Source organism: Xylanibacter sp., from assembly GCF_057607445.1.
The window spans coordinates 75,627-88,003 of record NZ_DBLZAX010000009.1 but is presented as its reverse complement, the minus strand read 5'-3'; the positions used below and the strand labels follow the sequence as shown (position 1 = coordinate 88,003).

The window sequence follows — 12,377 nt, the reverse complement described above, 5'->3', positions numbered from 1 at the left end:
TATAACCTTTTTTATTGCTTTCGTGGTCGAAGTCTGTGTGATGTTATTGTTTTTAGGCGTAAATTCATTGTTTTTTATCGGTTAAAGCATTGCTTTTGTGTCCTGAAACCATGCTTTTTGCTGTGTAAAAGGGCATGTTTTGTATTGGAGAATGTATCAGGTAATTAGATGTTCTGTGTTAACCCATTGATATGTAGTGAAATACGAAAAATGAGGTTTTTCGCTATTTTCTAAAGGAAATACATTCATGTAAAAAATAATGGCGTTTTCAGAGGCTTTTAACCAAAAAGTTTTCTGTTTTTTTAATGTATTTATTATAATTGTCAGAGGGATGTTTGGGAGTTGCTTGCTAGTTTGCAATTTTGAAATTTTTGGCTGATAGTGCTGCGTATTTGTTCCTCTAAAAGTTGGAGATTTTTTGTGTTCTTCATCTTAAAAAGAGTTATCTGTATAAGCCGGTGAACGGATGCCTGCTCGGTTTAAACAGTTGAAATTTATACTATCATAGAGTGTAATTTTACTTTTAGCCATTTAAAATTTGTTCATTCGGTCATTTTTTGTACTTTTGCATCATAATTAAAGTAATTTGTAAGTTTATGTATAGAACAAATACATGTGGGGAATTGCGCTTGTCTGATGCAGGCAAGACAGTTACTCTGGCCGGATGGGTTCAGCGCATCCGTAAAATGGGCGGAATGACATTTGTCGATATCCGTGACCGATATGGTATTACACAGCTTGTCTTTAATGAAAACGACAATGTTGAGCTGTGTGCTGCAGCCAACAAGCTTGGACGTGAGTTTTGTATACAGGCTACAGGACTTGTCAACGAACGCGAGAGCAAGAACAAGAATCTGCCTACTGGTGATATAGAGATTATCGTCTCTGAGATGAATGTCCTGAGTGAAAGCATCACGCCGCCGTTTACAATAGAGGATAATACAGATGGTGGTGATGATATAAGAATGAAATATCGCTATTTGGACTTGCGCCGTTCATGCGTCCGCAAGAATCTTGAATTGCGCCACCGTATGACAATATTGATACGCAACTTCTTGGATTCAAAAGATTTTATTGAGGTTGAGACACCTATATTAATAGGTAGCACTCCTGAAGGTGCACGAGATTTTGTTGTGCCTTCACGCATGAATCCAGGACAGTTCTACGCATTGCCACAAAGTCCGCAGACTCTGAAGCAGTTGCTTATGGTGAGCGGATTTGACAGATACTTCCAGATAGCAAAGTGTTTCCGTGACGAAGATCTTCGTGCTGACCGTCAGCCTGAGTTCACACAGATAGACTGTGAGATGTCTTTTGTTGATCAGGATGATGTTATCAATCTTTTCGAAGATATGGCACGCCACTTGTTTAAGGAAATACGTGGTGTGGAATTACCGGCCAAACTACAGCAAATGACATGGCATGAGGCAATGCGCAGATTTGGAAGCGATAAGCCAGACTTGCGTTTTGGAATGGAATTCGTTGAACTAATGGATACTCTAAAGGGCACAGGCTCGTTCGAGGTGTTCAATAGTGCAGAATATATTGGCGGAATCTGTGTGCCGGGCTGTGCTTCTTATACAAGAAAGCAGATAGATCAGCTGACTGATTTTGTCAAGAAACCGCAAGTTGGTGCTAAAGGACTTGTTTGGGTTAAGTTTAATGAAGACGGTTCTGTAAAAAGCAGCATAGATAAATTCTATGATGCAGATGTCTTGCAGAAACTTAAAGAAGTGATGGGGGCAGGTAATGGTGACCTGGTATTGATTCTTAGTGGTGATAATGCAAACAAGACACGTGTTCAGCTCTGTAGCCTTAGATTGGAAATGGGCGACAGGCTTGGCTTGCGTGACAAGAATAAATTTGAATGTCTGTGGATTATTGACTTCCCGCTGTTTGAGTGGAGCGATGAGGAACAGCGCCTGATGTCTACTCATCATCCGTTTACAATGCCAAATCCTGATGATATTCCATTATTGGAAGAGCATCCGGAAAGAGTGCGTGCTAAGGCGTATGATTTCGTTTGCAATGGTATTGAATTGGGTGGAGGAAGCCTTCGTATCCATGACGGACGTCTGCAAGAGCGTATGTTTAAGATATTGGGCTTCACGCCGGAGCGTGCGATGGCTCAGTTCGGCTTTTTGATAAATGCATTTAAGTATGGCGCACCTCCTCATGCAGGATTGGCTTTTGGCCTTGACCGTTTTGTTTCTGTAATGGCAGGATTAGACAGTATACGTGATTGTATTGCGTTCCCGAAGAATAACAGTGGACGTGATGTCATGTTGGATGCACCGTCTGCTCTTGATGAGAAACAGCTGGATGAGCTGCAGATAAAGGTTGATTTAAGTCAAGAAAATTGATATTAAAAAAGCACTTAATGTGTTGAATACGATTTTTCTTGATAAAATTTTTAATAATTTGAATAAAATCACTATATTTGCATCGAGAATTTGAAAAGATTGTATGTCTTTTAGACATTGTCGATCTTAATGTGTTTTACTTGAATTATGACAGAGAAGAACGTAAGTGTAAGAAAGACAGCTGCAACAAAAGCTGTTGAGAAGAAAGCAGCACCGAAGAGAAGTACTGCAAAGAAAGTTGAATTAGAGATTAATGCAGAAACAGTAGGATTTAAGGCTGGTGATGTATATCAGGCCTTAGCTACAGCTGAAAAGCCCTTGAGCGTTGCTGAGATTGCTAAAGCAGCTAAAATTACCACAGAAGAGACTTTGCTCGGTATGGGCTGGCTCTTTAAAGAGGGTAAGATAAAAGATGCAGAGAACAAGATTACATTAGCTTAATCTGTAGAAAGAATATTTAAAAAGGGCTGGTAATATTTTCTTACCGGTCCTTTTTTATTATCATAATACTATGAGCTACGACCGCGATATCATCTTTATTCTTAACGAGGCCGGGCCTAAAGGCTTGAGCGTGAAAAAGATAGCAAGGCATGTCTATAATCATAACAACGGATTCTTCAATGTCGTGTCGTTTGAAGACGTCTACCGTTATGTTTCGTCATATTTGATCCGTACAAGTAAAGTGCCTGATTCTATTGTTGAGAAGACAGATGAGCGTGGAGTGTATCGCATCAATAATTCTTCTAAAATGTCTCTTCAACTGCAATTTGAATTTTGTGATGACGAAGAAAAAGAAGAGCCTGAAAATAAACATGAAGACTTGTCTTTGTCATTATTTTAAGACACTTTAAGATACAAAAAAATCATAAATTCAAGGGAAATGCATTTCTAAATCGTCTTTAATATAAAAAGTATTTTTATTATGTCTGGTAGATATTTGTTAGGTTTTGATGTCGGAAGCTCTTCAGTAAAGGCATCTTTAGTAGATTCAGATAGCGGCGTATGTGTCGCATCAGCATTTTATCCAGAAAAGGAAGCACCTATCATAGCCGTGAAATCTGGTTGGGCTGAACAAGATCCTCAAATGTGGTGGGATAATGCAAAACTCAGCTTGAAAAAGGTTATGGCAGATTCATCTGTTAAAGGTGAAGATATTAAGGCAATTGGTATATCTTATCAGATGCATGGCCTTGTGTGTGTTGATAAGAATCAGAATGTATTGAGGCCTTCTATAATTTGGTGTGATTCTCGAGCTGTGCCTTATGGTGAAAAAGCTTTTGAAAATATAGGACCCAAAGAGTGTCTTGGCCATTTGCTTAATTCGCCGGGTAATTTTACGGCTTCTAAGCTTGCATGGGTGAAAGAGAATGAACCGCAGCTGTTCGAGAAGATATATAAGATAATGTTGCCTGGTGATTACATCGCAATGAAACTGAGCGGTACTATTAATACTACCATCAGCGGATTGAGTGAAGGCATGTTATGGGACTTTAAGAATAAAAAAGTTGCAAAATTCCTGTTGGATTATTTCGGCTTTGATGAAAGCTTAATTGCTGACATTGTGCCGACGTTTAGTATTCAGAGCGAAGTCTCAGAGGCCGCTGCAAATGAATTAGGCTTGAAGGCAGGAACACCTATTAGTTATAGGGCGGGTGATCAACCTAATAACGCTCTTAGCCTTAATGTGTTTAATCCGGGTGAAATCGCGTCTACAGCTGGTACTTCAGGTGTCGTTTATGGCGTTTTGGGCGAAGCTAATTATGACATTAAGAGTCGAGTTAATACTTTTGCCCATGTTAATTACCAAAAGGATATGGAACGTCTTGGCGTTTTGTTGTGTATTAATGGAACAGGAATATTAAACGCTTGGATGCGCCGTAATGTTGCACCTGAAGGAATTTCATATTCAGATATGAATGATATGATGGCAAGTGTTCCGGTAGGAAGTGATGGAATAACAATCATTCCTTTTGGTAATGGAGCTGAGCGTGTGCTTGAGAATAAAGAGATCGGCTGCTCTATCCATGGCGTAAATTTCAACAAGCATGGCAAAGCCCACCTGATGCGTGCAGCACAGGAAGGTATTGTCTTCAGTTTCTGTTATGGTATGGAGGTAATGCAGCAGATGGGTATGGATATACATAAAATACATGCAGGTAAAGCCAATATGTTCTTAAGTGAGTTGTTCCGTAATACCTTAGCTGGAGTTAGTGGCGCTACAATAGAACTTTATGAAACAGACGGAAGTGTAGGAGCTGCCAAGGGAGCCGGTATGGGTTGTGGCATATATAAAGATCATGATGAAGCTTTTGCTACATTGAAGAAGTTGGCTGTTATAGAGCCGGATGAAAAACGACGTGCAGAATATTTGCAGGCTTATTCATTATGGAAAGAGACTTTATTGCAACAAATTAATCATTGATTAGTAATTTCGAGATATAATTATTTAGGTTTAATAAATTAATAAATAACGGTTATGGTAAAAGAGTATTTTCCGCAGATAGGAAAAATTAAATTTGAAGGTAAGGATAGTAATAATCCTTTAGCTTATCATTATTATGATGCTGAAAAAGTAATAATGGGTAAGAAGATGAAAGATTGGTTGAAGTTTGCAATGGCTTGGTGGCATACATTAGGCGCAGCAAGCGGTGACCAGTTTGGTGGCGGAACACGTACATATGCATGGGATGAAAAAGCTGATGCAGTTGAGCGTGCTAAGGACAAGATGGATGCCGGATTTGAAATAATGGACAAACTTGGCATAGAATATTTCTGCTTCCATGATGTTGACTTGGTTGACGAGGGTGAGACTATCGAGGAATATGAAGCTCGTATGAAGGCAATCACTGATTATGCTCTTGAAAAGATGAAGGGCACAAATATCAAATTGCTGTGGGGTACTGCAAACGTTTTTGGTAATAAGAGATACATGAATGGTGCTGCAACTAATCCTGACTTTGATGTTGTTGCACGTGCCGCTGTGCAGATAAAGAACGCTATTGATGCAACAATAAAGCTTGGAGGTGCTAACTATGTATTCTGGGGTGGTCGCGAAGGCTATATGAGCCTTTTGAACACTCAGATGCAGCGTGAGAAAGAGCATCTTGCAAATATGCTGAAAGCTGCTCGTGATTATGCTCGCTCAAAAGGATTCACAGGAACATTCTTGATTGAACCTAAACCAATGGAACCGACAAAGCATCAGTATGATGTTGATACAGAAACTGTTATCGGATTCCTCCGTGCACATGGTCTTGAAAAAGATTTCAAGGTTAATATTGAGGTAAACCATGCAACACTTGCAGGTCATACATTTGAGCATGAGCTTGCTGTTGCTGTTGACAATGGTATGCTTGGAAGCATTGATGCTAACCGTGGTGATAATCAGAACGGATGGGATACAGACCAGTTCCCAATTGATAACTGGGAGCTTACTCAGGCAATGATGCAGATTATTCGTAATGGCGGATTAGGAAACGGTGGTTCTAACTTTGATGCTAAATTGCGTCGTAATTCAACAGATCCAGAGGATATCTTCATTGCTCATATCAGCGGAATGGATGCTATGGCCCGTGCTTTGGAGAATGCAGCAAATCTGATTGAGAACTCTCCAATTTGTGACATGGTTAAGGAGCGTTATTCTTCATTCGATTCTGGTAAGGGTAAGGAATTTGAAGAAGGCAAACTTTCTCTTGAGGATATTGTAGCATATGCAAAAGAGAAGGGTGAGCCAAAGCAGACTTCTGGCAAGCAGGAGTTGTATGAAACTATTGTTAGCTGGTATTGCAAATAAATATTGAATTAATAGATTTGTGCAGACGATATAAAACGGCTGCACAAAATCTTTTGGCGTATTTAATGTCATTGTAGATAAGTTCACTTGTCTAAATAGACGACAGCCGCAAAGAAAAAATCCATATCAACATTCAGTGCTGATATGGATTTTTATTTTGTTTCTACCTATTGTCTTGCCAATCTATATTGGTAAACTTATTCCTTATAAGGAAATATGGCTATTTATAAATTCAGTTTTTATGATTGATGCAAATTCCTAGTTTGTACCATTCGTAAAGCTTGTGGATGCCCTCATCTATCTCTATTTTATGATGCCATCCAAGATTGTGCAGTTTTGTAACATCTGTAAGCTTTCTTGGAGTTCCGTCTGGTTTTGTCGCATCCCATAATAGTTGTCCTTTAAAGCCAATTTCATGCATTACTTTTTCTGCAACATCACGTATGCTTATTTCTTTGCCGGTGCCGACATTAATGTGACAGTTTCTGATTTCTTTATCATTAGGCGAGTATGTGTCTTTGAAATCTACGTTTAATAAAACATAAACGCTTGCGTCTGCCATTTCTTCACTCCAGAGAAATTCTCTCATTGGACTTCCTGTGCCCCATAATGTTACGGCCTGTGGCGTTATTCCGAATTTATCAAGAATATTTAGTATTTCCTCATTCGTGTTTTGTCCACATACTCCTTCAACAGGTCTTAAGTTTAAGTCTTTACGAACAGCTTCCCAATTGTTTTCGTTAAGGCATTTTGCCAAATAAATTTTACGTAACATAGCAGGCAGAACATGACTATTTTCAAGATGGAAGTTGTCGTTTGGACCATATAGGTTTGTCGGCATTACTGCAATGTAATTGCATCCATATTGCAGACTGAAACTTTCACACATTTTTAAACCCGCAATCTTTGCTATTGCATATGGCTCGTTTGTGTATTCAAGTTCAGATGTCAGCAGGGCATTTTCCTTCATGGGCTGTTGTGCCATTTTTGGGTAAATGCATGTACTTCCTAAGAACAACAATTTTTTAACATTGTGCTTGAAACTTTCGCCAATGACATTTTGTTGTATTTGAAGATTTTGATAGATGAAGTCTGCCCTGTAATTAAGGTTGGCCATGATGCCTCCAACATGTGCAGCTGCTAACACTACAGCTTCAGGACGTTCTTCGTCAAAAAATCTTTTAACAGCAACTGGGTCAAGTAAGTCTAGTTCCTTATGCGTGCGTCCAACCAGATTGTTATACCCCCTTTGCTTAAGATTATTCCAAATTGCAGACCCCACTAGTCCGTGGTGGCCTGCAACGAATATTTTTGTATTTTTGTCTAACATCTTTATTCTGCCATTTGTGCTTTGATATAGAGTTTTTTCACAAACTTCATATCATGTTGTACCATTATTCTTATTAATTCATGGAATGATGTTTTTGTTGGATTCCATCCGAGAATCTTTTTTGCCTTTGCAGGATTTCCTAATAGTTGGTCTACCTCACACGGGCGGAAGTATTTTGGGTCAACTTCAACTATTGTCTTGCCAGTCTTGGTGTCAATACCTTTTTCGTTGACACCTTCACCTTCCCAACGGAGTTCTATGCCTGCTTCTTTGAATGCTAATGTACAGAATTCTCTTACAGTGTGCATTTCTCCTGTAGCAATGACAAAGTCGTCCGGCTCTGGTTGCTGTAGAATGAGCCACATGCATTCAACGTAGTCGCGTGCATATCCCCAGTCTCGTTGTGCATCAAGATTGCCGAGATACAATTTGTCCTGGAATCCTTGAGCAATACGGCAGGCTGCAAGAGTTATTTTTCTTGTAACGAAGTTTTCTCCTCTGCGTTCACTTTCATGGTTGAAAAGAATACCATTGCAACAATACATATTATAGCTTTCGCGGTAGTTTTTCATAATCCAGAAACCATAGAGCTTGGCTACAGAATACGGAGATCGGGGGTAGAATGGGGTTGTTTCAGTTTGCGGCACTTCCTGAACTTTTCCATAAAGTTCAGATGTAGAAGCCTGATATATTCGGCATGTCTTGTCTAGTCCGCAAATGCGTACTGCCTCAAGCAGTCTTAATACGCCTACAGCATCTGTATCTGCTGTATATTCTGGAACATCGAAAGAAACTTTAACATGACTTTGTGCCGCTAGATTATATATTTCGGTTGGTTTGATTTCTGCAATTATACGTATTAATGATGACGAGTCGGTCATATCAGCCCAATGCAGGTTTACAAGTCTTGATTTCTTCATGTCTCTTACCCATTCATCCAGATATAGATGTTCAATACGTCCGGTATTGAATGAAGACGAACGGCGGAGCAGTCCATGAACTTCGTATCCTTTTTCAATTAGAAATTCGGCAAGGAAAGAACCGTCCTGACCGGTTATACCGGTAATTAATGCAATCTTTTTTTCCATTTTAATCTTTTGTGTCTTTAATTATTTATTGTCGCTTGAAAATTGTTTTATACGCTGTTCTTCAGACAACTTGCAAATTAAAAGCTTGTTTCCGTCGTCTGCAACAATGTATCCGTCTAGTCCTTGAATAACTACTTTCTTTTTGTCTAGAGTATGTACGATGCAGTTGTGGGTATCAAAAAGCGAGACATTTTCTCCAATGACTCCATTGCCGTAAAGATCTTTTTTTGTTTGAACAAGCAATGAGCCCCATGTGCCGAGATCGCTCCAGCCAAAATCAGCGGGACATACGAATATTTCCTCGGCTTTTTCCATAATTGCATAGTCAACCGATATGTTTTCGCACTCAGGGAATCTTAAGTCGATTTCTTCCTGCTCTTTAGGAGTGCCATATACAGGCTGCAGGCTTTCGAAAATTTTGCTTATTGCAGGCTGATAAATGCGGAAAGCATTTACGATAGTGTTGACGCTCCAAATGAATATTCCTGCATTCCAGAAATAACTTTTGTTTTGGATATATTTTTTTGCTGTTTCTAAGTCTGGCTTTTCTCGGAAAGAATCAACTCTGAATATTTCTTTATTCCGTGGAGAGCATGACGACAGGTCAGCCTGAATATATCCATAACCTGTTTCCGGGCGCGTAGGTTTCATTCCAAGAGTTATTATCGCATCTGTTTCACTAGTGAATTTGAGGCATTGAGATATGACTCTTTTAAACTCTTCGCAATTTGTAACTATATGATCGCTTGGTGTGACAACAATATTGGCATTACGGTCTTTGGATTTTATTCTCCAACTCACGTATGCTATACATGGAGCAGTGTTGCGTCTGCATGGCTCACATAAAATGTTGGTAACCGGAATTTCCGGCAGTTGTTCTAAAACTAAGTCTTTATAGCTGCGGTTTGTTACAACCCATACGTTTTCAGGAGAACATATTCCCTTGAATCTGTCGAATGTTAGTTGTAGCAGGGAGCGTCCTACTCCTAATACATCTATAAACTGTTTGGGTTTTTCTGTTGTACTCATTGGCCAAAAACGGCTGCCAACCCCGCCAGCCATTATGACTAAGTGATTATTATTATAAGCCATAAATTAAATAATGTAAAAATTATAACTAAGGCAAAAGTACTAAAAAATTAGATACAAAAGAAGGTTTTTGAAAAAAAACACTATTTGACATACGAATAATGTCTTTGCTGCCATAATTCTAAACTGGCGCTTATTTTGAAGACTAGTCTTTTACTGATGTACTTTAAAACGTCGTATATTGCTTATTTTCTGTATTTTATGCTATTTTGATATTTCTTTTGTTTAAGTAGATAGATGTGCCTGTTGTTAATAAATGTTATTGCTATTAAGGTTTATTTGTGTTTTATCTGTGCTAATTCTAAGTAGGTTTATCAAAAAACAATGATTGGTTATTGTCGTATTTCTTATCTTTGTCGCCAAACAAGCACTTAATAAAGATAATATTTTTATTTTAGGTGAAGTTCTTTTGCTTATTTTAATAACAAAACCTGATATATAATGAAAAACTATCCAAAAATCGGAATTCGTCCAATTATTGATGGCCGTCAAGGCGGAATAAGAGAAAGTCTTGAGGAAAAGACCATGAATTTGGCAAAAGCTGTAGCAGAACTTATCTCTAATAACTTAAAAAACGGAGACGGTACTCCTGTTGAATGCGTCATAGCAGACGGTACGATAGGTCGCGTAGCTGAGGCAGCACGATGTGCAGAGAAGTTTGAAAATAATGGTGTGGGGGCCACAATTTCCGTTACATCATGCTGGTGTTATGGATCAGAAACAATGGATATGCATCCGTATTGGCCGAAAGCCGTATGGGGATTCAACGGTACGGAGCGTCCGGGAGCAGTTTATCTTGCTGCAGTACTTGCTGCTCATGCTCAGAAGGGACTTCCTGCATTTGGTATTTATGGACACGATGTGCAGGACTTGGATGATAATACAATACCAGCTGACGTGGCTGAGAAGATATTACGTTGGGCGCGCGCCGCTCAGGCTGTAGCAACCATGCGCGGCAAGTCTTATCTGTCTATCGGAAATGTAGCTATGGGTATTGCAGGAAGTATTGCCAACGCTGATTTCATGCAGGAATATCTTGGTATACGTGCAGAACAAGTGGATATGACTGAAATTCTGCGTCGTATGGACGAAGGCATCTATGATAAGGATGAATACAAGAAGGCCATTGAATGGGTTAAGAAATATTGTGTTCCAAATGAGGGTGAAGACATTGGAAATAGAGATGTCAAGAAAAAGAACCGTGAGGAAAAGGATGCCGACTGGGAGTTTGTCACAAAGATGACAATGATATTCAGAGACTTGATGACTGGCAACGAGAAGCTGTTAGAGGCCGGATTTAAGGAAGAGGCATTGGGCCATAATGCTATAGCCGGAGGTTTCCAGGGACAAAGACAATGGACAGACTATAAGCCTAATGGTGATTTCTCTGAGGCAATGCTAAATACGTCGTTCGACTGGAATGGTATACGCGAGCCTTACGTGTTTGCAACAGAAAATGACACATGCAATGGTCTGACAATGCTGTTAGAGCATTTGCTGACAAACCGCAGCGCTATATTCTCTGATGTCAGGACATATTGGAGTCCAGAGGCTGTTAAGCGTGTTACGGGTAAAGAACTTAGCGGACGAGCTTCTGGAGGTATTATACATCTTATAAACTCTGGTGCCACAACTTTGGACGGAACAGGCCAGTGTTGTGATGCAGACGGAAATCCTGTGATGAAACATCATTGGGAACTTACAGACAAAGAGGTTGAAGCATGCCTTTCTGCTACTACTTGGTATCCGGCAAACCGTGATTATTTCCGTGGTGGAGGTTTCTCTTCTAACTTCTTGTCAAAAGGTGGCATGCCTGTAACTATGGCACGTCTTAACCTTGTAAAGGGACTCGGACCGGTGCTTCAGCTTGCTGAAGGATGGACGGTAGACATCGATCCGGAAATACATAAGATAATAGACAAGCGTACAGACCCGACTTGGCCAACTACATGGTTCGTGCCGCGTCTTTGTGACAAACCTGCCTTCAAGGATGTTTATTCTGTTATGAATAACTGGGGGGCAAACCATGGAGCCATCATTTATGGTCATATAGGTGCAGACCTTATCACTCTTGCGTCTATGCTCCGTATACCAGTTTGTATGCATAATGTTGATGACGACAAAGTGTTCCGTCCTGCAACATGGAATGCTTTCGGCATGGATAAGGAAGGAGCCGATTTCAGGGCATGTGCCAACTTCGGACCTCTTTATAAATAATTTTTTATAGGTTGAGAAAGTATCATTAGAGGGAGCGGGAACGGACTTTGTACGTTTCCGCTCTTTTTCATGTAGGTTTCTGCATTTTATGAATTTTATGGCCGTTATATCTTATTGGTTGCCGGAACGTTATGCATGTGCAATTGATTTTGTCCGTATATATACATATTGTAGCTACCATGCTGTTTTCAAAGCTGTACGTTGTATGCGTTTTATCTGATATGTGTCCTTTCGCAGTGTAAAATGCCGTCTTTCTGCCTTCAATTTGCCGCCTTTTGCCGTATGAAACATGCCCTTTTGTAACTGCTTGAATGTCAATGTTATATATGTTCGGATGAAATCCATTGATTTGATAACGGTAATCCAATGAATTTTCGTTCATAAATCAGTGAATTAGCGTTGTAAAATCATAATGTTTTGTTTGTCACTATTTTAATATAACTCATATTTCTGTTATGATGTAAGCTAAAGTCATTATAAATCGCTGATTGTCAGAT

The 12,377-nt window shown here is 39.5% G+C and carries 9 protein-coding genes; 6 read left to right on the top strand and 3 right to left on the bottom strand.

The genetic code is table 11. The features are described 5' to 3' along the window. Positions 1 to 596: 596 nt before the first annotated feature. The 5 genes from aspS to xylA all read left to right on the top strand — a co-directional run bounded on the left by aspS (position 597) and on the right by xylA (position 6,156). Positions 597 to 2,363 carry an aspartate--tRNA ligase gene (aspS, locus tag ACZMIG_RS08530; RefSeq protein ID WP_125104392.1) on the top strand — a complete coding sequence of 589 codons (1,767 nt, stop codon included), beginning with the start codon at positions 597 to 599 and terminating at the stop codon, positions 2,361 to 2,363. A 147-nt stretch (positions 2,364 to 2,510) separates the two neighbouring features. Next, complete coding sequence (locus ACZMIG_RS08525) at positions 2,511 to 2,804, top strand: winged helix-turn-helix domain-containing protein (protein WP_053398106.1); 294 nt, start codon at positions 2,511 to 2,513, stop codon at positions 2,802 to 2,804. Between the two features lie 70 nt (positions 2,805 to 2,874). Then, on the top strand, positions 2,875 to 3,204 hold the full coding sequence (locus ACZMIG_RS08520; RefSeq protein ID WP_302023234.1) for a hypothetical protein: 330 nt from the start codon (positions 2,875 to 2,877) through the stop codon (positions 3,202 to 3,204). A gap of 81 nt (positions 3,205 to 3,285) precedes the next feature. Then, positions 3,286 to 4,785: a xylulokinase gene (locus ACZMIG_RS08515; RefSeq protein ID WP_021854601.1), complete on the top strand. Its 1,500-nt coding sequence runs from the start codon at positions 3,286 to 3,288 to the stop codon at positions 4,783 to 4,785. 54 nt (positions 4,786 to 4,839) lie between these two features. Next, positions 4,840 to 6,156 carry a xylose isomerase gene (gene xylA, locus ACZMIG_RS08510; protein WP_021854600.1) on the top strand — a complete coding sequence of 439 codons (1,317 nt, stop codon included), beginning with the start codon at positions 4,840 to 4,842 and terminating at the stop codon, positions 6,154 to 6,156. A gap of 232 nt (positions 6,157 to 6,388) precedes the next feature. Here the strand turns inward: xylA and ACZMIG_RS08505 are convergent, their stop codons facing one another. Genes ACZMIG_RS08505 through ACZMIG_RS08495 form a run of 3 tightly spaced genes read right to left on the bottom strand, consistent with a single transcriptional unit; the run spans position 6,389 to position 9,666 of the window. Beyond that, entirely contained in the window at positions 6,389 to 7,486 is a 1,098-nt protein-coding gene (locus ACZMIG_RS08505) for a GDP-L-fucose synthase family protein (RefSeq protein WP_021854599.1), read from the bottom strand. 2 nt (positions 7,487 to 7,488) lie between these two features. Continuing rightward, positions 7,489 to 8,574, bottom strand: coding sequence for a GDP-mannose 4,6-dehydratase (gmd, locus tag ACZMIG_RS08500; protein WP_021854598.1), 1,086 nt, complete (start codon positions 8,572 to 8,574; stop codon positions 7,489 to 7,491). 21 nt (positions 8,575 to 8,595) lie between these two features. Then, positions 8,596 to 9,666: a mannose-1-phosphate guanylyltransferase gene (locus tag ACZMIG_RS08495; RefSeq protein WP_053398108.1), complete on the bottom strand. Its 1,071-nt coding sequence runs from the start codon at positions 9,664 to 9,666 to the stop codon at positions 8,596 to 8,598. A gap of 438 nt (positions 9,667 to 10,104) precedes the next feature. On the opposite strand from ACZMIG_RS08495, the gene fucI reads away from it, so the two are divergent. Then, positions 10,105 to 11,880, top strand: a complete 1,776-nt coding sequence (gene fucI, locus ACZMIG_RS08490) for an L-fucose isomerase (RefSeq protein ID WP_125104391.1) — start codon at positions 10,105 to 10,107, stop codon at positions 11,878 to 11,880. Positions 11,881 to 12,377 lie beyond the last annotated feature (497 nt).

What these genes read in the sequence shown, in the direction of transcription:
- aspS (WP_125104392.1), top strand. Translation starts at nt 597, where the DNA reads ATGTATAGAACAAATACATGTGGGGAATTGCGCTTGTCTGATGCAGGC.
- ACZMIG_RS08525 (WP_053398106.1), top strand. Translation starts at nt 2,511, where the DNA reads ATGACAGAGAAGAACGTAAGTGTAAGAAAGACAGCTGCAACAAAAGCT.
- ACZMIG_RS08520 (WP_302023234.1), top strand. Translation starts at nt 2,875, where the DNA reads ATGAGCTACGACCGCGATATCATCTTTATTCTTAACGAGGCCGGGCCT.
- ACZMIG_RS08515 (WP_021854601.1), top strand. Translation starts at nt 3,286, where the DNA reads ATGTCTGGTAGATATTTGTTAGGTTTTGATGTCGGAAGCTCTTCAGTA.
- xylA (WP_021854600.1), top strand. Translation starts at nt 4,840, where the DNA reads ATGGTAAAAGAGTATTTTCCGCAGATAGGAAAAATTAAATTTGAAGGT.
- ACZMIG_RS08505 (WP_021854599.1), bottom strand. Translation starts at nt 7,486, where the DNA reads ATGTTAGACAAAAATACAAAAATATTCGTTGCAGGCCACCACGGACTA.
- gmd (WP_021854598.1), bottom strand. Translation starts at nt 8,574, where the DNA reads ATGGAAAAAAAGATTGCATTAATTACCGGTATAACCGGTCAGGACGGT.
- ACZMIG_RS08495 (WP_053398108.1), bottom strand. Translation starts at nt 9,666, where the DNA reads ATGGCTTATAATAATAATCACTTAGTCATAATGGCTGGCGGGGTTGGC.
- fucI (WP_125104391.1), top strand. Translation starts at nt 10,105, where the DNA reads ATGAAAAACTATCCAAAAATCGGAATTCGTCCAATTATTGATGGCCGT.